Below are 25,403 nucleotides of genomic sequence, written 5' to 3'. Positions count from 1 at the left end.
GGGCAGGCCCGGGGCCTGCCCTCCCCACTGTCAGCGGTCGCCGTGCCAGGAGTGCCAGAGAGCCGCATAGGGGCCCCCGGCACCGACCAGCTCGTCGTGGCCGCCCAGCTCGACGATCCGGCCGTCCTCGACCACGGCGATCACATCCGCGTCGTGCGCGGTGTGCAGCCGGTGAGCGATTGCGACGACCGTCCTGCCTTCCAGTACTCCGGCCAGCGACCGCTCCAGGTGACGGGCGGCTCGCGGGTCCATCAGCGAGGTCGCCTCGTCCAGCACCAGCGTGTGCGGGTCGGCCAGCACCAGGCGGGCCAACGCGACCTGCTGTGCCTGCGCCGGGGTCAGCGAGACTCCACCGGAGCCGACCTCGGTGTCCAGGCCGTGCTCGAACCCGGCAACCCACGCGTGAGCGTCCACGGCCCGCAACGCGGTCCACAGCTCGGCATCCGCCGCTGACGGCCTGGCCAGCCGCAGGTTGTCGCGGACGCTGCCGACGAACACGTGGTGCTCCTGGTTCACCAGGGCCACGTGGCTGCGCACCTGCTCGGCCGACATCTTGTCGAGCGCCGCCCCGCCCAAGGTGATGTCACCTACACGTGGCGAGTAGATACCAGCCAGCAGTCGGCCGAGAGTCGATTTCCCAGCACCGGAAGGGCCTACCAGCGCGACCCGGGCGCCCGGCTCGACAGTCAGTGTCACGCCGTGCAGCACGTCGCGACCTTCCAGGTAGCCGAAGCGGACCTCGTCCGCCAGCACGGTGCGGCCGTCCGGCTCGTCCTGGTGACCGGCCGTCTCCTCCTCGATCTCCCGTACGCCGACCAGCCGGGCCAGGGAAACCTGAGCCACCTGCAGTTCGTCGTACCAGCGGATCATCATGTTGACCGGCTCGACCAGCATCTGGATGTAGAGCGCACCAGTGGTCAGGGCACCGACGGTGATCCAGCCCTCGATCGCCAGGCCACCACCGATGACCAGTACTGCGGCCAGCGCCACCGCATGGGTCATGTTGATGACCGGGAACAGGATCATCCGCAGATAGAGCGTGTAGCGCTCCCAGCCGACCCACTGGCCGATCCGGGTGTCACCGAGGTCGACCCGGCGGTTGCCGAGCCGGTGGGACTCGACGGTCCGGCCGGCGTCGACAGTCTCCGCCAGTGCCGAGGCGACGGCCGCATAGCCGGCTGCCTCCGACCGGTACGCCTTGGGCGCCCGGCGGAAGTACCAGCGGCCACCGATGATCAGGATCGGTGCGGCGATCACGACGGCCACCGCCAGCTCCGGCGCCGTGACGATCAGAGCGCTGATCAACAGACCGGCCCAGATGACCGCGATGGTCAGCTGCGGCACGGCGTCGCGCATGGCATGAGAGAGGCGGTCGACGTCGGTCGTGATCCGGGACAGCAGGTCGCCCGTCCCGGCGCGCTCCAGCACGCCCGGCGGCAGCGCGACCGCACGGACCAGGAAGTCCTCGCGCAGGTCAGCCAGCATCTCCTCGCCCAGGACCGCGCCGCGCAGCCGCGTGAGCCGCACGAACACCGTCTGCACGAGCAGGGCGATGACAAAGCCCATCACCACGTAGGGAAGGTCGACGTCCTTCTCGCCCAGCGACAGCTTCTCCACGACGTTGCCGAGCAGCCAGGGCCCGACCATGCCGCTCAAAGCCGCCACCGCGTTGACCAGGGTCAGCCAGCCGAAGGCACGCCGGTGCCTGCGGAACAGGGTCCTCAAGTAGGCCCGGACGGTCGCAGTACCGGCCACTGGCAGGCGCGCGGCCTCCTGCGGGGCGGCCGGGTCGTACTCCGGGGGCTTCACAGCGACTCCTCGAGAGTTGGCTCTTCTTCACGGGTGACGACCGCGCGGTAGCGCGGGTTGGTGTGCAGCAGTTCGTGATGGGTGCCGACGGCATCGACCTGGCCGTCCGGCACGAACACGACCCGCTCAGCCCGGTCCAGCATCAGCGGGCTGGAGGTGAACACCACAGTGGTCCGGCCGGCCCGCAGGAGCCGCAAGCCGTCTGCGATCCGCGCCTCCGTGTGGGCGTCCACAGCGCTCGTCGGCTCGTCGAGCACCAGCACTGCCGGGTCGACGTACAGGGAGCGCGCCAGGGCGACCCGCTGGCGTTGGCCACCGGACAGGGACCGGCCCCGCTCGGTCAGCACCGCTGCAGTGGCATCCGTGCCGCCGTCGGGCAGCGACTGACGCAGTACGTCGAGAATGTCCGCGCACTGCGCCGAGTCGAGAGCCCGCTCGACCGAGACCGCACCACTGGCCGGTACGTCGAACAGCTGACGCACGGTGCCCGACAGGAGCACTGGGTCCTTGTCCTGCACCAGCACCGCAGTACGGGCCGAGTCCAGCGGGAGGTCGTCGAGTGCGACGCCACCCAGTAGCACCGACGGGTCGTCCGGCTCGGCCTCGGGGCTGTGGCCACCCAGGCGATCCGCCAGCCTGCCACCGGCGTCCGGGTCGCCGGAGACCACGGCGGTGAAGCTCCCGGCCGGCACCAGCAGCCCGGACTTCGGGTCGACCAGGTCACCGTGAGGCACCTCGGCCTGCGCCGTGCCCTTGCTGTCGTCCATCCGCTGCAGCGACAGCACCCGGGCCGCCCGGCGCGCCGACACCTTCGAGAAGATGAAGGCGCTCGCCGTCTCCTCGAACGTGTGCAGCGGAACGAGCATGAACGTGATGAACCCGTACGTCGTGACGAGCTCGCCGACGCTGATCCGGCCGGCGGTCACCATCCCGATGCCCAGCCAGACGATCAGCACCAGGAACAGGCCGAACAGCAGCACCTGGATCGCGGCGATCAGCGACCACATCCGCGCGCTGCGGACCGCGCTGGTCCGGTACTCCTGGGAGGCCGCGCGGTAGCGGTCGAGGAACAGTTGCTCGCCGCCGATACCGCGCAGGACGCGCAGGCCGGCCACGGTGTCGGCGGCCAGCTCGGTGGCACGGCCGCCCTTGGCCCGCTGGGCGTCGGCGCGACGCTCGGCCGGACCCATCAGCGGCAGGATCGAGAAGGCCAGGATCGGGACCGCGATCAGCACCACCAGCCCGAGCTGCGGTTCGTAGAAGAGCAGCCCGACGACGACGGCGAAACAGGTCAGCAGCGCGGCCGCGAACCGGCCCAGTACCTCGACGAACCAGCCGATCTTCTCCACGTCGCCGCTGCTCACGGCGACCACCTCACCGGCGGCGATCCGGCGGGTCAGCAGCGAGCCGAGGTCGGCGGCCTTGCGCGACAGCAGTTGCTGCAGCCGCGAAGCGGTACTGATCCAGTTCGTCACGACGGCGCGGTGGAAGAACGCGTCGGCGCCGGACTTGATCGCGCCCATCGCGAGCAGCAGCACGCCGGACACGATCAGCTTGGTCCAGGACCTGTCGATGACGGCCTGGATCGCCATCCCGACCGCGACCGGGGCGGCGGCGATGCCGCCGAAGTACAGCAGGCCCCAGAACACCGCCACGACCTGTCCGCGCAGCTGCTGGTGTTCGAGCCAGAGAATGAGTCGGAGGCCGGACCGGGTGTCTGGCACACCGGGATCGGCGAACGGGATTTGGCGCAGCGACATGACGTCCCAAAGGAACTAGAGGAGGGGTGATCGAGTGACCTGAGCAGGCGAATGGAGCAAGCCTAGGCGGGCCCGCCGACAGCCCGTCAAACCGTTTTCAGCCCGTGGGCAGCGGCCGTCCCACCCCAGAGTAGTAAAGTCTTGAACGAATTTGCGGAGAGGATCGCTCGTGCGGGAGCTGAGCCGGCGGCGCCGGTCGCTGGTACTGGCGATCTGCTGCCTGAGCCTGTTCATCGTCGGGCTCGACTCCACCGTGGTGAACCTGGCGCTGCCGTCGATCCGGTCCGAGCTGGACGCCTCGGTGTCGAAGCTGCAGTGGACGATCGACGCCTACACGCTGGTGCTGGCCAGCCTGCTGATGCTGTCCGGCTCGACCGCGGACCGGCTCGGCCGGCGGCGGATCTTCCAGATCGGCCTGGTGCTGTTCGGGCTCGGCTCGCTGGCCTGCGGGTTCGCGCCGACGATCGAGCTGCTGATCGCGTTCCGGATGGTGCAGGCGGTCGGCGGCTCGATGCTCAACCCGGTGGCGATGTCGATCATCACCAACACCTTCACCGATCCGCGCGAGCGGGCCCGGGCGATCGGGGTCTGGGGCGGCGTGGTCGGGCTGAGCATGTCCGTCGGTCCCGTCGTCGGCGGTGCGCTGGTCGACTCGGTCGGCTGGCGGTTCATCTTCTGGATGAACGTGCCGGTGGTCGTGGCAGCGCTGGTACTGACCGTGTTCTTCGTGCCCGAGTCCCGGGCGGCGGTGGCACGCCGGCTCGATCCGGTCGGGCAGACGCTGGTGATCGTGTTCCTGGTCGGCCTGACCTTCGGCATCATCGAGGGGCGCGGGGCCGGCTGGGGCTCACCGCTGATCATCGGCTGCTTCGCCGCGGTCGTGCTCTCGTTCGGGCTGCTGATCAGCTACGAACGCCGCCGCGACCAGCCGTTGCTCGATCCCAGGTTCTTCCGCAGCGCGCCGTTCTCCGGCGCGACCGTCATCGCGGTCGCCGGGTTCGCCGCGCTGTCGGGGTTCCTGTTCCTCAACTCCCTCTATCTGCAGGAGGTTCGCGGCTTCTCCGCGCTGGACGCCGGCCTGCTGACGCTGCCGATGGCGGTGATGGCGATGATCTTCGCTCCGGTCTCGGGCTGGCTGGTCGGCAGCCGGGGACCGCGGCTGCCGCTGGTCGTCGCCGGGACGATGCTGGCCGCGAGCGGGCTCGTCCTCGCGCAGCTGACCATCAGTACGACGGTCCCGGTGTTGCTGGCGGGCTATCTGGTCTTCGGTCTGGGCTTCGGCATGCTCAACTCGCCGATCACCAACGCGGCCGTCTCCGGCATGCCTCGCTCCCAGGCCGGGGTGGCCGCCGCCATCGCCTCCACCAGTCGCCAGGTCGGGGCCTCGCTGGGCGTCGCGATCGTCGGCACCGTGCTGACCGCCCGCCTCAGTGGTCCGCTGCAGACGGGCTTCGTGCCCGCTGCCAGGCTCGGCTGGTACGTCATCGCGGGCTGCGGAGCACTGGTGCTCGTCTTCGGCCTGATCACCACCGGGCGCTGGGCACGCAGTACTGCGGACAAGGTTGCCGCCGAAGTCGCCTGACAGTGCGGCAAGCGGCGCTAGTTGGTCACTGACTCCGCCAACCCGCGGGCGGAGCCGGTGCCGAGCTGGGTGCGGAGCTGTTCGGCCTCCGGCTGGCCGAGCTGGGTGTAGAGCGCGATCGCCCGCTCGAAATGGCGACGGGCTCGGGCCGGGCGGTCCAGGGAACGATGGGCCGTGCCAAGACCTGCCTGGGCCCGGGCCTGCTGGTACGGATCGCCGATGTCGAGCGCGATGATGTTGGCCGCGCTGTACTGATCGAGCGCTGCCGCGGTCTGTCCGGAGGCGTGTTCGGTGGCGGCGAGCCCGTTGAGTGCCGAAGCCTCGCCGGCCTGCTCGCCCGTCTCGCAGCAGATCTCCAGGGCGTCGCGGTAGTGCTCGATGGCTTGCTCGAACTCGCCGCGGAGGAAGAAGATCTCGCCGAGATTCTCCAACGCCGTCGCCTCACCGTTGCGGTGCCCGAGCTGCCGGTACCTGACCAGAGCCTCCTGCAGGTGGGCGGACGCCTGCTCGTACCGGCCTTGCCGCCCCTCGACTCCGCCCAGACTGGCAAGCGCGTGGGCCTCGCTGGTCTGGTGCCCTGTCTCTCGTGCCAGCACCAGCGCCTGGTTGAGGTGCTCCGCAGCCTGCTCCTGCCGGCCGAGACGTTTCTCGATCAGGCCGAGATTGGTCAGGGTGTTGGCCTCGCCGCTGCGGTTTCCGAGGTCCTGATAGAGCAGCAGCGCCTCTTCGTGGTGCTCGAACGCCGCGGCGTACCGGCCCAGCCGGACCTCGGCGATGCCCAGGTTGTGCAACGCGTGGGCCTGGCCGACGGAGTCCTCTGCCTGCTGGAACAACCGCAGGGCCTGCTGGAGATGCTCGGTCGCCGACCTGTACTGCCCCAGTTGCGAATGGGTGGCCCCGAAGTTGGTCAGGGCCACCCCCTGCTGGCTGACGTCTCCAACCTGTACTGCGGCCTCGAACGCCTGGCAGTGGATCGTCAGAGCCTCAGTCGCGTAGCCACCGGCCAGGTAGCGCCGCAAAGTCGCCGCTAGCCGGACGCTGTGGGTCGGCCAGGCATGAGTGGTCGCGTGGACGACCAGAGCCACCAGGGTCTGTCGCTCGGTATCCAGCCAGGACAGAGCCGCATCGGGGTCAGTGACAGTGGGGGCCGGGCTGTCGGCGGGCTTGCTCTTGGGGCGGCTGTCCGCCTCGGCGGGGTGCAGTGTGTCCATTGCCTGCGCGCTGATGGCCAGGTAGTGGTCGAGGAGTCGGGCGACGGCGCCACGACGGTCACTGGGCCGGTCCTCCTCGACCGCCCGGACACCGGCGTACGCGCGAACGAGGTCATGGAAGGTGTAGCGGCCAGGGCCGGTCAGCTCCAGCAGGTGGTCGCGGTACAGCTGGCTCAAGGCTGCTTGGGCGGTCGCAAGGTCGGTGCTGCACATCGCGGCGGCCGCGTAGGCGTCGAAGTCCTGGCCGGGATGCTGCGCGGCGAGTCGCAGCAGCCGCTGCTGGGCGGTCGGCAGGTGCCGGTAGGAGACGTCCAGTGCCATCTCGACGCCGCGGTCGAGGCGGCGGTCGCGGTGGTGCTCGTCGAGGCGCTCGGCGTGGTCGGTGAGAGTCCAGCCCGGGGTGGCGCGGATGTAGCCGGCGACCAGGCCGAGGGCGAGCGGCAGGTAGCCGCAGCGGTCGGCGATCCGGTCGGCCGCGTGCGGGTCGCTGCCGATCGGGATGCCACGCAGCGTCCGGGTCAGGAACGCGTGCGCCTCGTCGGGGTTGAAGACGTCCACCGCCAGGTGGGTGGTGGTCGGCAGTTCGGTGAGGCTGCGGCGGCTGGTGACGATCGCGAGGCTGCCGGGTGTGTTCGGCAGCAACGCTTCCAGTTGCTTCTCGTCGGCCGCGTTGTCGAGCAGTACCAGCGCTCTGGTCTCTTCGAGCAGCTTGCGGTACGCCGCCGTACGGGCTCTGAGCGTGTGCGGGATCTGATGCCCGGAGACGCCGAGCAGCCGGAGGAAGCCGTCCAGTACGGCGGCCGGGTCCGCCGGTGGCTGCGCCGGATCCGGGTGGAAGCCGCGGAGGTTGACGAACAGGATGTGGTCGAACGGCTCGGCCCGGTGCAGCAGGTGGCCGGCGTGGACGGCCAGCTGGGTCTTGCCGACGCCCGCCATCCCCTCGATCGCCGAGATCACCACCGCGCCGCCGGCTTGCCGTCTGGCCTCGACCGCGGCGCGCAGCCGGTCGATCTCGGCCGTGCGACCAGTGAACTCGGCCAGGTCCTGCGGCAGCTCGCTGAGCACCTTGACCTGCGCGGCCGCCTGCGTCTCCCCGGCGATCACCCGGAACATCTGCCGCCAGTGGGCGACGTACGCCGGATGGTCGTTCAGCGCCTCGACCGTGGCGAGGGTCAGGTCGGTGTTCAGCCGCCGGCGCCCGATCCGGAAGCAGTCGGCGACCGTGGTCCGCCGGGCCAGCTCGGCCTCCGGCCGGCCCGCGGCGCGTCTGGCCTGGTTGATCCGGCCGGTGATGACGTCGTACGACGGGTTGCCGGCCCAGACCTTCAGGGCCCGGAGCGCCTCGACCAGCTCGCCGACAGTGCTGATCCGGCCGGGATCGGGTGGATCGGTGAAAGCTCCCTGCGCATGCTTCGCCATCGCCTCAGCAACCTCCCGTGAAAGATCGCTCAGGTCCCGTCGATCCTCAGCACGTCAGTTTAGGTTCGTAATCAGTCATTCGCAGTGTGTTATCTCAGAATCGCTAGATCGTAGGGTCCAACCAGATCACTGTCGCGGCGCCTCGCGAGCTAGGTTCTGCCCCTCCGGCGCCATGCTTAGTAATGGTGGCAGGGGCCTCATCTGCCCGTAGCTCCTCAGTCTGATGAACTGGTCCCGTCCTAGACATCCTACGATTGCTTTCACGAGTTGCGGGCGGGAGATGAACGTACTGGCGTACCGTATAAGCGTGAACCTCGATCTGCTGGCCCTCATTGTCTCTTCGGTCGCGGCTTCGTTGGCGATCACGATGTTGACCTTCTTCAATCGGCGACTCGTTCGCGGCGAGCAGCGGGACAACGAGCAAGCGCGCCGAGTACTGAAAGAGTTGTCGCGCCTTCAGGCGACTTCGCGTGAGACGGTTTCCTATTCTACTCAAATAGCGGTCAATCAACTATTAAACCTAGATAATACTCGAGCTGTCGGAAGTGCCACCGCTGCAGAGTTGATGCGTGAAGTGAGTCATGCACTAAACACTCCTCTTGCTCAAATAGAGCTAACGCTAGAAGAAATCTATCCTGATGTTAAGTCTGCAGACCGAGCGCTTCTTCGGGATGCCGAACAGTCAATCGCGATAGCGCGCGCGGTCGTGCACTCGTATAGGGTTCTCACAGAATATGTTAATATAGACGAAGAAGATCCTGGGGAACTATCGAACTTAGTTCGGTCGGTATTCAAAGCAGCCCGGGCGCAATCCAATCGAGCCGCAGTGGCCCTAACTGTCTCGATCCCTGAAAGAGTTGAAGGGTATGGCAATTATTTTGTAATTTCTCTCCTTTTGCCACTCCTGCAGAATGCCGCTGAAGCAGCTCCCGATGGCTCTGTTGTCCGTGTTTCATTCGGGCGGGGGACAACACGTATCCTGCTTGAGGTACGCAATGATTGCTCTGATCCCGGCGGCTCGCGTGATGCGGCCGCCATGTTGCGCAGTAATAAGAGTGGCGCAGGACATATGGGCATCGGGTTGAAGTCAGTATCCACGCTTTTGTCAAGGACCCGGGGTGCAGAGTTTGCGACTAAAGTCGTTGGAGATGAGTTCATCGCTCGGATAGAACTTCCGGCGCAAGGAGAACTGTGAACACGTACGAAGTGCTGTTTGTTGACGACGATAAGAAGCTCGCTGCTGGCTATGCCCGCTTAATCGGTAATCGATTGGAGGTCGAGTGCATCGCAACAGATAAGCCAACTGATGCTTTGAAGCTGGTGAGTGAGGGGTCGATCCGGGTTGCCGTCCTGGATCAGAGAATGCCGATCACCTCAGGTGTTGAGCTCATGCGCGAGATTCATCAGATAAGTCCGACGACCCGAGTCATCATCTTAAGTGGCTTAGCAGAGGGTCGTGAGATCGCGGAAGCTTACGATGGCGGGACTGTAAAATTTCTGCAGAAAAATAATGCGCGCGCTCAATTGCCTGCCGTTATCGAGGCTCAATTGCTAGACTTCGAGATTGATCTCTCAGAGAAGTATAGAGCTGCTGCTGAGTCGAGGTCCGTATTCTCGACATCTTCGAGTAAATTCCCATTTGGGAGGAAGCTGCGCTTCTACCTGCTGGAGTCCGCCACTCTTGATGAAAAGTATATCTTCGATGCTTCTTGGCAAACGGCGGGCAGGATCGACGCCGGTATCGAATCGGAGATAATATTTGAGATTGAATGGAAGGCTAGCAGTGAAACGCTAGCTAAGCTTGGGACTTTGACCGGCGCAGACTTCTCCATGTCAGCAGGGAAGCTCTCGAAGCTGTCTTTGAAGCTCGCCCAACAGATAACTTCATCGACTGAATACAAAGACACTACTGAGGCGCGTGACAAGACCTCGCAGCGGCGGAGGGTTTCTCTGCCGCCGGAGCCTACGAATCCAGATGCGCTTCACATTAGAGCGCGAGCATATGAGTTTGCTCCGGTGTTCACTTTGGTTCGCTCTACACTCCTTGGACGATGCGGAGAGTGCAGCGCGGTGCAATTATTTAAGAAAGATACTTACCTACCTCGCCGGAGATATGCTACTCGTCAGATTGACTATATGAGCGATAATAGTGAACCTCGTATTCAGATGACTGGCGTACACGATCTAATTTAATCATAGAACAATGCGCTTTGAGGTTCCGCCTTCGGCGCATCGCGCTGTAGGTCATGGCACTGGAATTTTTCCGCTGATGGTCTTCGCAACTTTCAGGCGCAAGATGCAGGGATGGTTCGTCCGATTAAGGCGGCCCGCGACTCACGGTCCTAAGCCCGAACTGCCGATTCAGCCGGTCTGCAGGCCCGCCCGGGCCAGCGCCTTCAGCCGGCCGCGGAGGATCTTCTGCCGCCGTTCCTCCTCCGGGAACAGGTCCACGTACGCCGTGCCCTTCGCCGCCAGCACGTCGTCGTCGAGGCGGCGGACCGTTCCGGCCGGGAAGCGATGGGTCATCGCGGCCTGCACCGCCTCGCTGTCGATGTCCTGCAGCAGTTCGGTCAGTTGCTCCTCGGTGGTGACGCCGAGCTGGGCCAGGATGCCGAGGATCCACGCGTAGTGGTTCGTCTTGGCGTGCGGTGCGTCGGGATAACGCCTGGTCAGGTACGTGGTCAGCGTCGCCGTGGTGAGGTCCATCGGTTCCGCGTCGGGCTCGGCCGCCGCGAGCTCGCGGTACAGCTTGTCGATCTCGGCGAACTCGTTGTCCGCCAGCTCCATCAGCGCCGCCGCCAGCAGGAACCGCCGATCGAACTCCGGCTTGCGGTCCGGCGGGATGTCGAGCTTGTAGCGGATGTCGTGCTCGAACTCGGCCCACGCGTGCTGGACCGCGGTCCGGACCTGGATCTCCATCGTCAGGTTCTTCAGGACGGCGTACTCCGGCAGTTCGCGGCGGTGCGCGTTGAGCCGGACCAGGTAGTGCTTGCTGGCGTAGCCGAAGGCGCCCTGGGCGCGGGTGTGGGCGCCCATGTCGGTGTGCTCGACGATCTCGAACTCGGACTCGATGACCTCGCAGACCCGGTCCACGGCCTCGACCAGGAAGGTGATGATCCGGGCCGCGACCAGGTCGGTGATCTGGTTCAGCGGGTCGTCGTACTTCGGCTTGCCGGCGTCGTCGGGATGCGGCTTGGCGGCCTTCGCCAGGAACGACTCGGGGTCCTTGGCGCGGGCGGTGGCGGAGAGGTAGTTGATCCCCTCTTCCTCACCGATCAGCTCGTTGATCAGCGCCTCGAGCTTGCGCGCGCCACCGACGTACTGCTGATGCGTCCGCTCGTACTGCGCGGCCGCCTGCACCGTCCACTCCCGCAGCTCAGCCCCACCCATGCGCAGACCTTAGTGCGCCGGCCGGTCCCTAGGCGGCGCTATCGGTGTCTAGCAAATTCTAGTGTTTTCCCTAGAGAGGATAGGAATCTGACAGATCAGCGACACGCGATCGGATCGGCTAGCGAAATCTAAGGAAAACGCTAGACAGGCTCATAGAGTGAAATGCATGGATCCGATCCGGAATCCCTATGCGCCCGGCGCCGGTCAGCGCCCGCCAGAGCTGGCCGGTCGCGACACCGAGGTGCGGCAGTTCGAGGTGGTCCTCGAACGCGTCGCGGCGGGACGGCCCGAGCGGAGCCTGGTGCTGTCCGGGCTGCGCGGGGTCGGCAAGACGGTGCTGCTCAACACGCTGCGGAGCCAGGCGATCAAACGCGCCTGGGGAACCGGCAAGATCGAGGCCCGGCCGGATCAGAGCATCCGGCTGCCGATCGCGCAGGCGATGCACACGGCGATGCGCGAACTGGGCCATCGGCACCGCGACTCCGACCGGGTCGACGAGTTCAGCGCGGTCCTGAAGGCCTTCGCGCTGCGCACCGGGCTGAACGACCGCAAGGGCATCCGCTGGCAACCCCCGGTCGACGTGATCGCCGCCAAGGGCCGGGCCGACTCGGGGGACCTCGAGATGGACCTGATCGAGCTCTTCGCCGACGCGGCCGACCTGGCCGGCGACCTGTCGGTCGGAGTCGGGCTGTTCATCGACGAGATGCAGGACATCAGCGCCGACGACCTGTCGGCCCTGTGCGCGGCCTGCCACGAGATCTCCCAGCAGAGCGCCGCACTGGTCGTCGTGGGCGCCGGGCTGCCGCACCTGCCCGCAGTACTGTCCGCCAGCAAGTCGTACTCCGAGCGCCTCTTCCGCTACGTGCGCGTCGACCGCCTGTCCCGCGAGGCCTGCGACCGGGCCCTGATGATCCCGGCCGAGACCGAGGGCGTCGTGTTCGAGGAGGAGGCCCTCGACGAGCTCTACGCCCAGACCGACGGCTACCCGTACTTCGTCCAGGCCTTCGCCCACGCCACCTGGGACCACGCCCCGGCGAGCCCGATCACCATCAAGGACGTCGCCGTGGCCGCCCCCGAAGCCTCCGCCGAACTGACCGTCGGCTTCTTCGGCTCCCGCTACGAACGAGCCACCCCCGCCGAGCGGGAGTACATGCGCGCGATGGCCGAACTGGGCATCAACGCCGACGACGGCTCGGTCCCCACCGCCGAGGTCGCCACCACCCTCAACCGCAAACCCCAGTCCCTCTCCCCGGCCCGCGACGGCCTGATCAAGAAAGGCCTGGTCTTCTCCGCCGAACGCGGCACCGTCGCCTTCACCGTCCCCCACTTCGGCAAGTTCCTCCGCACCCGCACGGGGTAGCACGACGTCCCACGCGGCTCCTACGTCGCAGCTCCCACCCACCCTGGCCCGCAGCTCCTACGTCGCAGCTGATCATGATCAGCTCGCCCGTACTGGTTCTCGATGACGAACTCGGTGCCGTCCTCGACCTGAGCGACGATATCGATCCGTCGTCCTCCGGTCGTCTGCACTTCGGCTTGCCCCGCAGCTGTCAGGTCAACGCGAATGGCCGCACCGAGCTGGTCCAGACGCTCGACGAGCAGTGGAGTGAAATCCGATGCTTCACCGCGCCACGCCTCGGTGAGTCTTCCGAAGGTCAGTCTTCCCATAGACACCACGCTGGTGTAACACACCACGGTCATTCTCGGGTCAGCGTGCGGCGCTATTCGCTAGGGGCACTCGACCGGAGCAGCCGCTCGGCCTCGTCGATGATGCTCTCCGACTCCGACGACGGAACGACGTCGACACCGAGTCTTCGCCATCCCTCGCGAGCGATGGCGAACTGAGCCTCGCCTGCTGCTGTTACGGGGTCTGCGTAAACAGCATTGATCTCTACCCCGCTGGGTATCTGAACCCCATTGGAATTGTGGTTCCTGGGTGTCAGCCGGCCGCCGTCTTCACGGAGGAGGGCCAGGAGATAGTTCCACGCCTGAATCTGGGTCTGCAGATTGCGGGTGTCCTTCACGTCGAACGCCCAGACCTGGGACATCTGACGGACGATGCCGTCCTCGACTGCGAAGTCGATACTCGTCTCCTGCGCACCCACAGCGGCAAGTTGGGATCGCGAGACATGTCGTCCGAGTTCAGGTCGGAGAGCGAAGGCATCCCTGAGCCGGTGAACCACCCGCGTTCTGGTGCGGTGGTTCACATCGGCTTCGGATTCCACCACCATCAGCTCGAAGGCCAGCTTCACCGCTTCGTCCGCGGATCTGGCCAGAACGGGCCGTGGATCGGACAACTGGACGAGGTTGTTCATCCGCACTCGGAGGTCCTCGATATCGCCCCTACCGAAGGCAGGTGTCGAACCGTCGGGGAAGAAAGCATCGACGGCTTCCAGCCGTGCCTCGATCACCCTTTCGATCTTCTGACTGAAAGCGTCCGAGTAGCTGGGCGAACCGCCTAGCCGGGCCGCTCGGCGAAGATTGCTCACACGCCGGTACGACCACTCGTCGTCATGGCCCGCGATCACGCCGATGTTCACGAACTCGCCGCGCACGACGTCGGGAACATAACGAACGACCCAGTAGTCGTAACGCATGCTGTCCCCCTCATCGGTACCACGCTGCGGCTTGTCGTAGCCGTTCCGACACTGCAGATCGGCGTTCGTAGACGAACCTTGCCAAGGTTCGTAGGGTTTCGTCAGCGATACCCCACTCTAACGGTACGCCGCCCAGTACGTCGGCCAGATCTTGACAGGTCAGACCGTCCACGGCCGCTCCCGCACTGAGAAAAGCAGCGCGGCTGAACGGTTGGGGTCGTGCGCCATCCGGCCATGGCCAGGGGAGGCTGCCTTGTCTGGACAGGTGCGCGGCTGACCAGTCGCCTTCGAGGCTGTCGAACCACAGCCCGTGATCGATAGACCAGACCTGGTCGGTCTCTGCCAGGTGATAGAGCAGCTGAAGATCCGTTCCCAGGCAGAGATCCCACAGAGCGAGGTAGTAAGCGAATCGAGCGGCGTTGTCCGCCCGCCGTACTCGGGCGACCACCGTGTCCTCCTCAACCTCCGTGAGGAGCTCGGATCCTGCGTAGAGACCAGCTGGCAGCCGCTGACCGTCAACGAACTGGTCTATGACCAAGGCGGGGTCGACATAGATCAGCGAAACCCGGCGTACGGGTGCTCCGAGGAGCCGACCTATACCTGCGACGAGGACCTCATGGGCAAGTGACAGGTTGCCATGGGGGTTCCCGGGCCATTTGAGCCAGTATTGTTGCTGGTCGTCCGCGGAGGCGAGGATGGGCTTCGACCCTGTTTCGGCCTGCTTGATGAGGACCTGGGCCGCAGCCTGGGCCCTGGCACGACCGGGCGAATCAAGAGCCGCAGCTACGGCTGCGTCTGACCACGCGCTCTGTCCTGCGGTCATCCGCTCTCCTGGTTTCGTTCTACTTCGCAGCCGTCCTGGATATCGATCTGTACGCCGAGGCCGATTGCTGTAGAGAGCCTAGACCGTCTCCCACTTCCGCAAGTTCCTCCGCACGCGCACGGGGTAGTAGCTGATCGTGCGCGGGCTGTGCCGGAAGTTGCTCTTTCGTGATCTAACGCAGAGTGGATAGGGTGGCGGTCTTATGACCACCGGGCAGAGCGGGCAGCGTGCCGGCGGTCGCGCGCGCCGGAGCCGGGGTGGGCGGCACAGCCGGCGGAAGTCGTACAAGGCGCAGTGGTTCTCGGTGACCGCGCTGGCGGTGCTGGGGACGGTGATGGTGGTGCATCCCGACGCCACCCGGCAGACCAATCTGGCGGCGCAGTTCAGCGGCAGCGTGGTGGCGGCGCAGGAGCCGCCGAAGGCTCCGGTGATGGTGCCGACCGAGGTGCCGACGCCGTCGGTGACGCTGACCACTCCGTTGCGTCCGGCACCTACCCTGACCCGGCAGCCGAAGGGCTCCAAGCCGAACGTGACGGTCTCCAGCGGCCGGCTGCGGGTGGTGCCCGGCGTCTCGAAGGCGAACGGGGTGCGCGACAAGCTCACCTACCGGGTCGAGATCGAGGAGGGGCTCTCGGTCAACGGGGCGAACATCGCGGCGTCGGTGCACCGGACGCTCACCGACACCCGCGGCTGGCAGGCGCTGCACCCGGTCAGCTTCGAGCGCAGCGACAAGGCCGACGTCGATCTCCGCATCATCGTGGCCACGCCGACTCTCACCGACAAGCTCTGCCTGCCGCTCGACACCGGGGGCGAGGTCTCCTGCCGGGTCGAGGACCGGGTGGTCCTCAACGCCAAGCGCTGGATGTACGCCGTCCCCGCATACGCCGGCAAGGTCGACCTCTACCGCAGCTACCTGGTCAACCACGAGGTGGGTCACGCCCTCGGCTACGGCCACTCGACCTGCGCCAAGGCCGGCACCCCGGCGCCGGTGATGATGCAGCAGACCAAGGGCCTGGCCGGCTGTCTTCCCAACGCCTGGCCGACGACCAAAGCCACCTAGCGCCGCTTGACGTCTCCTGAGGCCGCACTCGTGAGAGCCTGTCGGAAGAGCGTCGGAGCGAGCGGGAGGGTGTAGCGAATGTCGTCACAGGACTTCCCCACCTACGGCCGGGGCGACAACCCCGATGAGCCGCGCGAGGGTGAGTACTACGCCAAGCCGGCGCCGTACGGCGGCAACACCTTCAGCCACGGCTCGTACGCCGAACCTGGCCAGCAGCAGCAACAACCGCCACCACCCCCGTACGGCGACCCGCAGGCGCACGCCTACAACCAGCCGCCCGCCTACCGCCCCGGCCAGCCCTACGGCCCAGCCGCATCCCCCGAGCCGCATGAGCTGCCGACGTACGGGCGAGAAGGCCAGCCCGCACCCCGCGACCCTCGCGCCGCCCGGGTGGTACTGATTGCCGCGATCATCGCCGCCGTCTACGGCCTCCTGGTCATCTCAGTCCAGCGCGTCTCGCTCCGGGAGATCTCCCAGTCACCCGGCTCGCCGCTGAACCACCCGCTCCGCACGGACACCATCGACACCATCGGCCAGCTACTGATCGTCATAGTCGGCTTGACCGGCCTCGGCATGTGGCTGCGCGACGTACACAACCGCCGCAAGGCCGGGCGCCGGCCGGACCCGATCGAGCTGACCGGACTCGGCCTGATCGCCGCCTCGCTGATTCCCCTGATGGTCTGGTTCGTGATGCTCCTGACCACCGGCATGGGCGCGATCGACGAATCCCTCGACCGCCTGCCGACGGCGTACGGGTGGGGTGGCTTCGGCTTGCTCCTGCTGGCCGTGGGGTTTGCGCTCGGGTACCGCGAGCTCAAGCCCGCAGTCCGCAACCCAGTCGTGCAGCAAGCGCCGGACCGCCCACCCTGGGAGTGACGTTGCCTGTTGTGCTGGTTCCCGGTCTCGGCCTCGGACCAGAGTCGTATGCGCCGACAGTGGAGCACCTGCAGGCGCCGTACGACGTGGTGCCGCTCCCCGGCTACGGCGAGCCCGTACGCCGCGGCGACGACCTGCGAACCGAGGCACTGGCGCAACGCGTAGCGGCTCGCGTGACCGAGCCCTCCGTCCTGGTTGGCCATTCGGCAAGCTGCCAGATCGTGGTCGCGGTCGCGCTGGCTCAACCCGAGCTGGTGAAGGGTGTTGTGCTGCTGGGCCCCACCGGCGACGTCGAGACCTCCCACTGGCCGACACTCGCCGCGCGATGGGTGCGGTCGGCAGTGTGGGAGTCGCCGCGACTGGTGCCGGTGCTGGCTCCGCAGTACCGGCGTACCGGCCTGGTGTCGATGGCACGGGCGATGGAGGTCGCCAGGCACTACGACCTGGCCGCGGCGATCACTGGGCTCGAGTGCCCGGCCATAGTCGTCCGCTCCAAGCACGACAGCCTCTGCTCGCCCGAGTGGACCCGGCGGCTGGCCGAGCTGGCTGATGGCGGAGAAGCCTGGACCTTGCCGACCGGCTCGCACATGCCGGTTCTGACGAACGGCCGGGAGCTGGCGGAGTTCATCAATCGGGCAGCCGGTGTATACAACCAGCAGTGACGGGCTATCGTTGACGAAGTAACAAAACCTCCGCGGGAGCTCGCACCGATGTTGGCGGGCTGAGAGGGCGACGAGCTGAGCGCAGCCGGGTCGCCGACCGCCTGAACCTGACCGGGTAATGCCGGCGTAGGGAGCAGGTCAGCCATGACCACTACCGCTGCACGCACGTCCACTGCCACCGAGGCGCCGCTGGTCCTCACCACGGACACCCCACGCACGCTGGGTTTCCTCGACCAGTTCACGCTCTGGGGCAACCTCGGCATCTCGCTGTTCGGCCCAGTGACCGGCGCCCTGGTCGCGGCGTACACGGGATCGCTGGTGCAGGGCCTGATCGCGGTCGTCGTCGGCTGTGGGATCGGCGCGCTCGTACTGGGCGGCGCGGCCGTCTTCGGGTCGCACACGGGCGCGCCCGCGATGGTCAGCCTGAGAGGCATCTTCGGCCGCCGCGGTTCGGTCGCGCCGACGGTGCTCAACATCGCGCAGAACATCGGCTGGGCCACGATGGAGATCATCGTCATCTCCCAGGCGGCCGTGGCGGTGACGAGTGAGCGCTGGCGCTGGCTGTTCGTGCTGATCGCGGGCCTGATCGCGACCGCGATGGCCGTGCGTCCGCTCGGCAGCGTCCGCCTGCTGCGCAAGTTCATGGTCTGGCTGGTCCTGCTCGCCTCGGTCTACCTGTTCATCCAGGTGCTGAGCAAGCCGGTGCACGACCTGCCGCAGGAAGGCGTCTTCGGCTTCTGGCCCGGCGTCGACCTGGCCGCGGCCGGCGTCGTCTCGTTCGCGCCGCTCGCCGCCGACTACACCCGGCACTCGCGCACCAACAAGGCCGCCTTCGCCGGATCGGCCCTCGGCTACGGCCTGGCCGCGATCCTGTACTACGCACTCGGTGTGATCGCCGTCGCGACCCTGCAGACCAACAGCACCGACGTGATCACCGCGCTGGTCACCCTGCCGGCCGGTGCGATCGCGCTGTTCGTGCTGCTGGTGGACGAGGTCGACGAGGCCTACGCCAACGTCTACTCGACCACGATGGCCGCGCACAACCTGGTCGGGCACCTCGACCGGCGCTGGCTCTCGGTCGCGATCGGCGCGCTGGCCACCGGTCTCGCGCTTTTCGTTGACCTGGGCAACTACACCCAGTTCCTCTACCTGATCGGCTCGGTCTTCATCCCGTTGTTCGCGGTCGCGATCGCCGACTTCTTCGTGGTCAGCAAGATGAACTGGGACGTCTCCGACACCGCCAGGTTCCGCTGGCAGCCCACGCTGGCCTGGGTCTTCGGCTTCGTCGCCTACCAGTTGGTCAACCCCGGCACGGTCAACGGCTGGTCGCCGTTCTGGCTCGAGCTCCAGCAGACCGTGTTCGGCGATCGGCCGGTACCGGGCTGGCTCGGCGCGACGTACACCTCGATCGTCGTCTCGATGGTGGCCGCGATCCTCTTCGGCCGGATCGGGCGCAAGACCGGGAAGGTCTCGATCTAGCAGCATGTACTGACAGTGACCCAGCGTGGCCGGGATACTGGCGCAATGCTGAACTCTGCACTGCGCAGCCGGGCCGAGTACGAAGAACTCGGGGTCGAGGGGCTGGCCAGTCGCACCACACCCGAACGGGATGCCGCCGTCATCACCGCCGTCGAGGAACTTCTGCAGGGCCGGGAATCCGTGCTGGACCTGTGCTGCGGCTACGGCCGGATCAGTCTGCCGCTGCGGCGGGCCGGCAAGGTCGTCCGCGGGCTGGACATCTCGCCGAACCTGGTCCGGGCCGGTCAGGCCAAGGCCCGGGAGGAAGAACTGTCGATCGACTGGGCGATCGGGTCGATGACCGACCTGCCGTACCGGTCGGACTCGTTCGACGCGGTGATCTGCCTGTGGACCGCGTTCCACGAACTGTTCGCCGAGGACGAGCAGATGTCGACGATCTGGGAGATCTCCCGGGTGCTCAAGCCGGGCGGGCTGGCCGTGATCGAGGGTCCGGTCTGGGGACCGGCGACGGCCTCGGAGATCGCCAACGGGCTGCGGCAGGGCCCGGAGCACCGGATCGTCACCACCGAGCAGTTCGGCGGCAGCAGCGTCCACTTCATCCACGACGAGGCCAGCTACGGCCGGTTGTGCTCGGCCGCCGGGATCAAGGACTACAAGGTCTACAAACGCGAATGGGGCGGCCGCCGCCGGCTGATCCTGGAAATCCACCAGCCCAGCCACGATTAGGAAAGCGGCAGGTCCCCACTCCACATTGGGGACCTGCCGCTTTCTCAGCAGCACGCTGCTTGCTCTGCAGGATAGGGGAAATCCTCTACCCGCCGGAAAACTCACCGTTTCGATTCAAGATTCAGCAAGAAGCGTTTTGCGTCCAGCCCGCCGGCATAGCCGGTGAGCGCGCCGCTCGCGCCGATCACCCGGTGGCAGGGAAGTACCACGCACAAGGGGTTCGCGCCGAGCGCCGTACCGACCGCCCGGGCCGCCTTGGGCCGGTCGATCGCGCCGGCGAGTTGTCCGTACGTCGTCGTCCGGCCATAACCGGTGTGATCCGGAAGATCGGCCAGCACAAGGCGCTGAAAAGGCGTCGCGAGCGTCAGGTCGATCTCCACTTCGAACGCTTTTCGTTGACCGGTCAGGTATTCGTCGAGCTGACGCCGTACGCCGTCCAGCGCGGCCGGCTGACGCAGTACGCGCGGGGAAATCGCCCGGGCGAGGCGGTTGGTCAGCGTCTCCTCGTCGCCGAACGAGCTCGCCACCACCCGGCCGCCCGCGGTCGCCAGCAGCAGCGTGCCGACGGGGGTGTCGTGCAGGACGTAGGAGACGTCGGCGGCGGGCAGTACCGGCGGTCGCGCGCCTCCAGCGGTCAGCCGGCTCAGCCGGCCTTCGAGGTCAGTCATGGTCCACTCCGAGTTCGGTGCGCAGGGTCGCGAGCGCATCGCTGACGAGTCGGCGCGATGCGGCGGGCGTGGTGTCCAGGGCGGCGGCCACGCCGTGGTGGTCCAGGTCGCCGACGTACTTGAGGGTGACGGCGACGCGCTGCCGTTCGGGCAGGTTTTGTACCGCGCGCCAGAGGCCCGGATCGGGGAAGTCGGCGGCCTCCGGGCCATCGACGGTGATCGGCGGCGCGTCGTCCAGCGGCGTCTGCGGTTTGCGGGCCCGGTGCAGATCGGTCGCGCAGCGAGCGGTGATGGTGAGCAGCCAGCCGCGCAGGTTCCGGGCCGAAGTGAGGTTCGGGTACGCGGCGAAGGCCTTCTCCCAGGCGCGCTGGGCGACGTCGTCACCGTCGACCGGTCCGGCCAGCGCGCGGGCGAGCCTGGCGACGTCGCGCCAGTGATCGTCCACGAGCGCCTGGAACGGCGGCAGCCTCACCATCTCCGAAATCATCACGTCAGTAGAACGCACCCACGGTCGCTGGTGTGAGGGGGCTGGGCGGCGTGCCGTATCGCCTGACGAGATTGTCTAGTTATCCAGTCTACTTTGATGAGAAGCTGACTGACATGACAAGTTGTCTGCTCACTCGCCGCCGCGTCATCGACATGATGCGCACCGCGAGCGCCACCTGTCGCTAGCACCACCGCACCACCGCCTGTCCGTACGACGGGCGACGACGCTTCCTGGCCTCGAGAGCCAGCTGCAACTTCACCCGCCCGGCCGCGGTCACCCCGAACTGGTCATGCCTGCCTGCCCGCGGCCGGTCGTCCCTGCCCCGTCCCGAGGGAGAGACATGTCCGTCCATGCGATCAACCCTGCCCTGCCTGCTCGTCCCGGCTTGAGCATCGTCCCGAATCCACCAGTGGAGCGGAGCGTCGACGCCGGCATCTTCCGCGCGGTGTTCCGCCGGCACGCGGCCGGCGTGGTGGTGATCACCGCCGACGCGGGCAACGGCCCGGTCGGCTTCACCGCGACCTCGCTGGTCTCGGTCAGCCTGTTGCCGCCGCTGGTGTCGTTCTCGATCGCCACCACCGCCTCCAGTTGGCCGACCGTGCACCGGGCCGACAGCCTGGTGATCAACTTCCTCGACGCCGGCCAGCACGAGATCGCCGGCCGGTTCGCCACCAGCGGCATCGACCGGTTCGCCGAACCGACCCGCTGGTCCCGCCTGCGGACCGGTGAACCCGTGCTGGACGAGGCGCCCAGCTACCTGCGCGCTCTCGTCGAGCATCGCTTCGCAGTGGCCGATCACCACCTCGTCGTGGCCCGGCTCGCCATCCATGCCGAACGCCGCGAGCACGAGCCGTTGCTGTACCACGACGGCCGCTACGCGACCACCGACCGGCCCTCCTGAATCCCTTGTCTGGAAGAAGCTCATGCCCAAGAAACCCTTCGTAGTACTGGCCGCGGCCGTGACCGCGCTCACCCTGCTCTCCGGCTGCGGCGGCGACGCCCAGGCCGGGGGCGGCCCCAAGCTCGCACTGGACGCGGCGCTGCCGACCGACGTACCGGACGGGACCAGGATCGTGGTCGGCGATCCGGCCACCCAGGTCGCGCTCAAGCTGTCGGGCCGGCTCGAGCAGGTCTCGAAGTACGTCCAGTTCGCCAACCTGAGCGGTGGTCCGCAGACCACCGAGGCGTTCCGCGCCAAGGCGCTCGATCTCGGCTCGGTCGCCGAGATCCCGTCGATCCACGCCACCTGGACCGGACTGCGGGTGAAGATCGTCGCCTCCAAGTTCCGCCAGGACGCGGTCGACCACCCGATCTACCAGCTGGGCGTCGCTCCCGGCGTACAGGTGCGGACGCTGGCCGACCTGCGCGGCAAGAAGATCGCCTACAGTCCCGGCCAGGCGCAGGGCGCGTTGGTGCTCAAGGCGCTGAAGAAGGCCGGGTTGACCAAGCAGGACGTCGAGTTCGTCGAGTTGCCGAGCACCGGCGACGTCTACGCGAGCGCGCTGGCCGCCAAGCAGGTGGAGGTCGCGCCGATCGGCGGCGTACAGATCAAGCGCTACCTGGCGAAGTACGGCAAGGACGGCGCCACCACGATCCGGCACGGGATCAGGGACGACGCGACTCATCTCTACGGGCCGGCCGAATCACTCGAGGACGCCGGCAAGGCGGCCGCGATCCGGGCGTACGTCGCAGCCTGGGGCGTTGCCCAGCAGTGGATCGACCAGCACCCGAAGGAGTGGATCGAGGGGTACTACGTCAAGGACCAGGGGCTCACCGAGGCCGATGGTCAGTGGCTGGTCCAGAACGCCGGGCACCCCGACATCAGTGCTGACTGGAGCGAAGCGATCAAGCGGCAGCAGGAGACGATCGAGCTGCTCGCCAAGGAGACCGGCAACAAGGTGATCCAGGCGGCCGACCTCTACGACCTGCGCTTCCAGACGGTGGCGTCCGACGCGATCAAGGCGGCGGCCAAATGACGCAGCTGGCCATTCCCGGCATCCGCGCCGACCACGGTCGCCGTGCCGTCGTCCAGCCCGTACGTCGTCGGCGCCGGCTCGGGCCGGGCCGGCAGATCAAGTTCGGCGCCGCCATCGGGCCGGTCCTGCTGCTGATCAGCTGGTCGATCGGCTCGGCGACCGGCCTGCTCGACCCGCGCATCCTGTCGGCGCCGTGGACGGTCGTCACCACCACCGGCGACCTGATCGCCGACGGCAGGCTGCAGTCCAACCTGCTGACCTCGGCCCAGCGCGCTCTCGCAGGCCTCGGCCTCGGCATCCTGCTCGGCACGGTCCTGGCCCTGCTCTCGGGGCTGAGCCGCGTCGGCGAGGCGATCCTCGACGGCCCGATCCAGATCAAGCGCGCGATTCCGTCGCTCGCGCTGCTGCCACTGCTGATCCTCTGGCTCGGGATCGGCGAGACGATGAAGGTGGTCACGATCACGCTCGGCGTCTTCGTGCCGATCTACATCCACACCCACAACGGGCTGCGCACGATCGACAGCCGGTACGTCGAACTCGCCGAGACCGTCGGCCTGTCCCGCTGGCACTTCATCCGCCGGGTGGTCCTGCCCGGCGCGCTGCCGGGCTTCCTGCTCGGCCTGCGCTTCGCGGTGACCGGCGCCTGGCTGGCGCTCGTGGTGGTCGAGCAGATCAACTCCACCAGCGGGATCGGCTACATGATGGAGCTGGCCCGCACCTACGGCCAGACCGACATCATCATCGTCGGCCTGGTTCTCTACGGCGCGCTCGGCCTGCTGTCCGACGGAGCCGTCCGGCTGGTCCAGAGGAAGGCACTGTCATGGCGACGCACACTGGCGGACTGACCCTGAAGCAGGCCGTCGAGGTTCGCGGCCTGACTCGCCGCTACGACGACCGAGTGGTCCTCGATGATCTCGACCTGAGTATCGAACCCGGCGAATTTGTTGCCCTGCTAGGGAAAAGTGGCTCCGGCAAGAGCACTCTGCTCCGCGCTCTGGCCGGATTGGACTACGACGTCGAGGGCTCCGGCGAACTCGTCGTACCGGAGAACGTGTCGGTGGTCTTCCAGGACTCCCGTTTGTTGCCTTGGGCCCGGGTTTTGGAGAATGTCCTGCTGGGGCTGAAGAACGCCGGCGAGCGCGGTCGGCAGAGTCTCGCCGAGGTGGGGCTGGCGGGTCGCGAGCAGGCCTGGCCGAACGAGTTGTCCGGTGGCGAGCAGCAACGGGTCGCGCTGGCCAGATCCCTGGTGCGCGAACCGGCTCTGTTGCTGGCCGACGAACCGTTCGGAGCGCTGGATGCGCTGACCCGGTTGAAGATGCACGTCCTGCTGCGGAAGCTCTGCGCCGCGCACCAGCCCGCCGTCCTGCTGGTCACTCACGACGTCGACGAGTCCATCGTGCTTGCCGACCGGGTGATCGTGCTCGACGAAGGCCGGATCGTCGCCGAACAGACGATCGAGCTCGACCAGCCCCGCAGTCCCGCCGACCCGGGCTTCGCCGCGGTCCGGACCGAACTTCTCGATGCCTTGGGAGTATCACTGTGAGCCGCCAGTTGCACCTGAACGCCTTCCTGATGAGCACCGGACACCACGAAGCTTCCTGGCGCCTGCCGGAGAGCAATCCCGTCGCGAACACCGACGTGGCGCACTACCAAAACCTGGCGCGGATCGCGGAGCGCGGCAGGTTCGACTCGATCTTCTTCGCGGACTCACCGCAGCTGATCGGCGACGTGGGGCGCCGTCCGGCCGGTTCGCTGGAGCCGACCGTGCTGCTCACCGCGATCGCGGCGGCGACGTCGCGGATCGGGCTGATCGCGACCGCCAGTACGACGTACAACGATCCCTACAACCTGGCCCGCCGGTTCGCCAGCGTCGACCACGTGAGCGGCGGGCGCGCGGGCTGGAACGTGGTCACCACCGCGGGCCCGGACGCGGCGAAGAACTTCAACCTGGCCGACCAGCCCACGCACGCGGAGCGGTACGACCGGGCGGCGGAGTTCCTCGAGGTCGCCTACCAGCTGTGGGACTCATGGGAGGACGACGCGACCATTGCCGACAAGGAGTCCGGCGTCTGGGGTGACGACTCCAAGGTCAGGCCGATCGAGCACGTCGGGCGGCATTTCCAGGTGCACGGACCGCTCAACCTGCCGCGGTCACCGCAGGGTCATCCACTGATCGTGCAGGCCGGCTCGTCCGAGGACGGCAAGGGGCTGGCCGCGCGGTACGCCGAAGCTGTCTTCACCGCCCAGCAGACCCTCGAGGACGCACAGGCCTTCTACGCCGACCTGAAGGCCCGCACCGCCGCGCTCGGTCGCGACCCTTCGGCGATCAAGATCCTACCCGGCATCGTCCCGGTGATCGGCGGCACCGAGGAGGAGGCGCTGCGGCTGGAACGCGAGCTCGACGACCTGATCAAGCCCGAGTACGCCCGCCGGCAACTCGCCAAGACACTCCGCGTCGCGCCCGAGGACCTCCCGCTGGACCAGCAACTTCCCGCGGAGCTCCCCGCCGAGGACGAGATCGAGGGCGCCAAGAGCCGCTACACCCTGATCGTCACCCTCGCCCGCCGCGAAAAACTCACCGTTCGCCAGCTGATCGGCCGCCTGGGCGGCGGCCGCGGTCACCGAACCTTCAGCGGCACTCCTGAGCAGGTCGCCGACGCGATCCAGGACTGGTTCGACGCCGGCGCGGCAGACGGCTTCAACATCATGCCCGCCGTCCTCCCCTCCGGCCTGCAGGTCTTCGCCGACCAGGTAGTCCCGATCCTTCAGCAACGTGGCCTGTTCCGCACCGACTACACCGGCACCACCCTCCGAGACCACTACGGCCTACCCCGCCCACCCGGCCGCACCCGCTCCCTCCAGCAAGCCGCCGGTTAAC

23 protein-coding genes and 1 riboswitch are annotated in these 25,403 nt (G+C 67.2%); of the genes, 14 read left to right on the top strand and 9 right to left on the bottom strand.

Annotated elements, in window-relative coordinates; genetic code table 11:
* Nucleotides 1-30: 30 nt before the first annotated feature.
* Entirely contained in the window at nt 31-1,809 is a 1,779-nt protein-coding gene (locus tag OX958_RS00600; protein ID WP_270134917.1) for an ABC transporter ATP-binding protein, read from the bottom strand.
* Complete coding sequence (locus OX958_RS00595; RefSeq protein ID WP_270134916.1) at nt 1,806-3,569, bottom strand: ABC transporter ATP-binding protein; 1,764 nt, start codon at nt 3,567-3,569, stop codon at nt 1,806-1,808. The genes OX958_RS00600 and OX958_RS00595 overlap by 4 nt, the downstream gene beginning before the upstream one ends.
* A 169-nt stretch (nt 3,570-3,738) precedes the next feature.
* Here OX958_RS00595 and OX958_RS00590 point away from each other — a divergent pair, with 169 nt between their 5' ends.
* Nucleotides 3,739-5,151 carry a DHA2 family efflux MFS transporter permease subunit gene (locus OX958_RS00590; RefSeq protein WP_270134914.1) on the top strand — a complete coding sequence of 471 codons (1,413 nt, stop codon included), beginning with the start codon at nt 3,739-3,741 and terminating at the stop codon, nt 5,149-5,151.
* A 17-nt stretch (nt 5,152-5,168) separates the two neighbouring features.
* On the opposite strand, the gene OX958_RS00585 is transcribed toward OX958_RS00590, so the two are convergent.
* Nucleotides 5,169-7,781: a tetratricopeptide repeat protein gene (locus OX958_RS00585; RefSeq protein WP_270134913.1), complete on the bottom strand. Its 2,613-nt coding sequence runs from the start codon at nt 7,779-7,781 to the stop codon at nt 5,169-5,171.
* Between the two features lie 307 nt (nt 7,782-8,088).
* Here OX958_RS00585 and OX958_RS00580 point away from each other — a divergent pair, with 307 nt between their 5' ends.
* Nucleotides 8,089-8,976 carry a sensor histidine kinase gene (locus OX958_RS00580; protein ID WP_270134911.1) on the top strand — a complete coding sequence of 296 codons (888 nt, stop codon included), beginning with the start codon at nt 8,089-8,091 and terminating at the stop codon, nt 8,974-8,976.
* The gene (locus OX958_RS00575) at nt 8,973-9,974 is read left to right on the top strand and encodes a response regulator transcription factor (RefSeq protein ID WP_270134910.1); all 1,002 of its coding nucleotides are present in this window, start codon (nt 8,973-8,975) and stop codon (nt 9,972-9,974) included. Before OX958_RS00580 ends, OX958_RS00575 begins: the two co-directional genes overlap by 4 nt.
* 168 nt (nt 9,975-10,142) lie before the next feature.
* On the opposite strand, the gene OX958_RS00570 is transcribed toward OX958_RS00575, so the two are convergent.
* Nucleotides 10,143-11,171, bottom strand: coding sequence for a GTP pyrophosphokinase (locus tag OX958_RS00570; RefSeq protein ID WP_270134909.1), 1,029 nt, complete (start codon nt 11,169-11,171; stop codon nt 10,143-10,145).
* 166 nt (nt 11,172-11,337) lie between these two features.
* On the opposite strand from OX958_RS00570, the gene OX958_RS00565 reads away from it, so the two are divergent.
* Nucleotides 11,338-12,531, top strand: a complete 1,194-nt coding sequence (locus OX958_RS00565; protein WP_270134908.1) for an ATP-binding protein — start codon at nt 11,338-11,340, stop codon at nt 12,529-12,531.
* A 20-nt stretch (nt 12,532-12,551) separates the two neighbouring features.
* Here the strand turns inward: OX958_RS00565 and OX958_RS00560 are convergent, their stop codons facing one another.
* The 3 genes from OX958_RS00560 to OX958_RS35310 are packed head-to-tail and all read right to left on the bottom strand — an operon-like array spanning nt 12,552 to nt 14,591.
* Nucleotides 12,552-12,839, bottom strand: a complete 288-nt coding sequence (locus OX958_RS00560; protein ID WP_270134906.1) for a hypothetical protein — start codon at nt 12,837-12,839, stop codon at nt 12,552-12,554.
* 53 nt (nt 12,840-12,892) lie between these two features.
* On the bottom strand, nt 12,893-13,768 hold the full coding sequence (locus tag OX958_RS00555) for a DUF3037 domain-containing protein (protein WP_270134905.1): 876 nt from the start codon (nt 13,766-13,768) through the stop codon (nt 12,893-12,895).
* Nucleotides 13,769-13,778: 10 nt separating this feature from the next.
* The gene (locus tag OX958_RS35310; protein WP_442913239.1) at nt 13,779-14,591 is read right to left on the bottom strand and encodes a HipA family kinase; all 813 of its coding nucleotides are present in this window, start codon (nt 14,589-14,591) and stop codon (nt 13,779-13,781) included.
* Nucleotides 14,592-14,793: 202 nt separating this feature from the next.
* On the opposite strand from OX958_RS35310, the gene OX958_RS00545 reads away from it, so the two are divergent.
* The 5 genes from OX958_RS00545 to OX958_RS00525 all read left to right on the top strand — a co-directional run bounded on the left by OX958_RS00545 (nt 14,794) and on the right by OX958_RS00525 (nt 19,394).
* Nucleotides 14,794-15,651 (top strand): DUF3152 domain-containing protein, encoded by an 858-nt coding sequence (locus OX958_RS00545; RefSeq protein WP_270134902.1) that lies wholly within the window; start codon nt 14,794-14,796, stop codon nt 15,649-15,651.
* Between the two features lie 78 nt (nt 15,652-15,729).
* On the top strand, nt 15,730-16,527 hold the full coding sequence (locus OX958_RS00540; protein ID WP_270134901.1) for a hypothetical protein: 798 nt from the start codon (nt 15,730-15,732) through the stop codon (nt 16,525-16,527).
* A complete protein-coding gene (locus tag OX958_RS00535; protein ID WP_270134900.1) occupies nt 16,524-17,189 on the top strand; it encodes an alpha/beta fold hydrolase in 666 nt (221 codons plus the stop codon). Before OX958_RS00540 ends, OX958_RS00535 begins: the two co-directional genes overlap by 4 nt.
* 22 nt (nt 17,190-17,211) lie before the next feature.
* Nucleotides 17,212-17,339: riboswitch (TPP riboswitch) on the top strand.
* Nucleotides 17,334-18,668, top strand: coding sequence for a purine-cytosine permease family protein (locus OX958_RS00530; RefSeq protein ID WP_270134899.1), 1,335 nt, complete (start codon nt 17,334-17,336; stop codon nt 18,666-18,668). (Overlaps the previous riboswitch by 6 nt.)
* Before the next feature lie 45 nt (nt 18,669-18,713).
* Entirely contained in the window at nt 18,714-19,394 is a 681-nt protein-coding gene (locus tag OX958_RS00525) for a class I SAM-dependent methyltransferase (protein ID WP_270134898.1), read from the top strand.
* 101 nt (nt 19,395-19,495) lie between these two features.
* Here the strand turns inward: OX958_RS00525 and OX958_RS00520 are convergent, their stop codons facing one another.
* Together OX958_RS00520 and OX958_RS00515 are read right to left on the bottom strand one after the other, a co-directional pair.
* Complete coding sequence (locus tag OX958_RS00520; protein ID WP_270134897.1) at nt 19,496-20,062, bottom strand: methylated-DNA--[protein]-cysteine S-methyltransferase; 567 nt, start codon at nt 20,060-20,062, stop codon at nt 19,496-19,498.
* Entirely contained in the window at nt 20,055-20,537 is a 483-nt protein-coding gene (locus OX958_RS00515; protein WP_270134895.1) for an RNA polymerase sigma factor, read from the bottom strand. The genes OX958_RS00520 and OX958_RS00515 overlap by 8 nt, the downstream gene beginning before the upstream one ends.
* 352 nt (nt 20,538-20,889) lie before the next feature.
* Between OX958_RS00515 and OX958_RS00510 the strand changes: the two genes are divergently transcribed.
* From OX958_RS00510 to OX958_RS00490, 5 genes are read left to right on the top strand one after another with little or no spacing between them, the layout of a single operon-like run.
* A complete protein-coding gene (locus OX958_RS00510) occupies nt 20,890-21,450 on the top strand; it encodes a flavin reductase family protein (protein WP_270134894.1) in 561 nt (186 codons plus the stop codon).
* Between the two features lie 22 nt (nt 21,451-21,472).
* The gene (locus tag OX958_RS00505; RefSeq protein WP_270134893.1) at nt 21,473-22,525 is read left to right on the top strand and encodes an ABC transporter substrate-binding protein; all 1,053 of its coding nucleotides are present in this window, start codon (nt 21,473-21,475) and stop codon (nt 22,523-22,525) included.
* Nucleotides 22,522-23,370, top strand: coding sequence for an ABC transporter permease (locus tag OX958_RS00500; RefSeq protein ID WP_270134892.1), 849 nt, complete (start codon nt 22,522-22,524; stop codon nt 23,368-23,370). The genes OX958_RS00505 and OX958_RS00500 overlap by 4 nt, the downstream gene beginning before the upstream one ends.
* Nucleotides 23,346-24,068: an ABC transporter ATP-binding protein gene (locus OX958_RS00495; protein ID WP_270134891.1), complete on the top strand. Its 723-nt coding sequence runs from the start codon at nt 23,346-23,348 to the stop codon at nt 24,066-24,068. Before OX958_RS00500 ends, OX958_RS00495 begins: the two co-directional genes overlap by 25 nt.
* Complete coding sequence (locus OX958_RS00490) at nt 24,065-25,402, top strand: LLM class flavin-dependent oxidoreductase (RefSeq protein ID WP_270134890.1); 1,338 nt, start codon at nt 24,065-24,067, stop codon at nt 25,400-25,402. The genes OX958_RS00495 and OX958_RS00490 overlap by 4 nt, the downstream gene beginning before the upstream one ends.
* Nucleotide 25,403 lies beyond the last annotated feature (1 nt).

The sequence above is a fragment of the Kribbella sp. CA-293567 genome (assembly GCF_027627575.1).
Lineage (GTDB): Bacteria > Actinomycetota > Actinomycetes > Propionibacteriales > Kribbellaceae > Kribbella.
This window is presented reverse-complemented; position numbering and strand designations above follow the sequence as displayed.

Coding starts and splice junctions, on each gene's coding strand:
- OX958_RS00545 (WP_270134902.1), top strand. CDS start 14,794: ATGACCACCGGGCAGAGCGGGCAGCGTGCCGGCGGTCGCGCGCGCCGG.
- OX958_RS00565 (WP_270134908.1), top strand. CDS start 11,338: ATGGATCCGATCCGGAATCCCTATGCGCCCGGCGCCGGTCAGCGCCCG.
- OX958_RS00510 (WP_270134894.1), top strand. CDS start 20,890: ATGTCCGTCCATGCGATCAACCCTGCCCTGCCTGCTCGTCCCGGCTTG.
- OX958_RS00585 (WP_270134913.1), bottom strand. CDS start 7,781: ATGGCGAAGCATGCGCAGGGAGCTTTCACCGATCCACCCGATCCCGGC.
- OX958_RS00555 (WP_270134905.1), bottom strand. CDS start 13,768: ATGCGTTACGACTACTGGGTCGTTCGTTATGTTCCCGACGTCGTGCGC.
- OX958_RS00520 (WP_270134897.1), bottom strand. CDS start 20,062: ATGACTGACCTCGAAGGCCGGCTGAGCCGGCTGACCGCTGGAGGCGCG.
- OX958_RS00530 (WP_270134899.1), top strand. CDS start 17,334: ATGACCACTACCGCTGCACGCACGTCCACTGCCACCGAGGCGCCGCTG.
- OX958_RS00495 (WP_270134891.1), top strand. CDS start 23,346: ATGGCGACGCACACTGGCGGACTGACCCTGAAGCAGGCCGTCGAGGTT.
- OX958_RS35310 (WP_442913239.1), bottom strand. CDS start 14,591: ATGACCGCAGGACAGAGCGCGTGGTCAGACGCAGCCGTAGCTGCGGCT.
- OX958_RS00595 (WP_270134916.1), bottom strand. CDS start 3,569: ATGTCGCTGCGCCAAATCCCGTTCGCCGATCCCGGTGTGCCAGACACC.
- OX958_RS00500 (WP_270134892.1), top strand. CDS start 22,522: ATGACGCAGCTGGCCATTCCCGGCATCCGCGCCGACCACGGTCGCCGT.
- OX958_RS00525 (WP_270134898.1), top strand. CDS start 18,714: ATGCTGAACTCTGCACTGCGCAGCCGGGCCGAGTACGAAGAACTCGGG.
- OX958_RS00505 (WP_270134893.1), top strand. CDS start 21,473: ATGCCCAAGAAACCCTTCGTAGTACTGGCCGCGGCCGTGACCGCGCTC.
- OX958_RS00560 (WP_270134906.1), bottom strand. CDS start 12,839: ATGGGAAGACTGACCTTCGGAAGACTCACCGAGGCGTGGCGCGGTGAA.
- OX958_RS00570 (WP_270134909.1), bottom strand. CDS start 11,171: ATGGGTGGGGCTGAGCTGCGGGAGTGGACGGTGCAGGCGGCCGCGCAG.
- OX958_RS00515 (WP_270134895.1), bottom strand. CDS start 20,537: ATGGTGAGGCTGCCGCCGTTCCAGGCGCTCGTGGACGATCACTGGCGC.
- OX958_RS00540 (WP_270134901.1), top strand. CDS start 15,730: ATGTCGTCACAGGACTTCCCCACCTACGGCCGGGGCGACAACCCCGAT.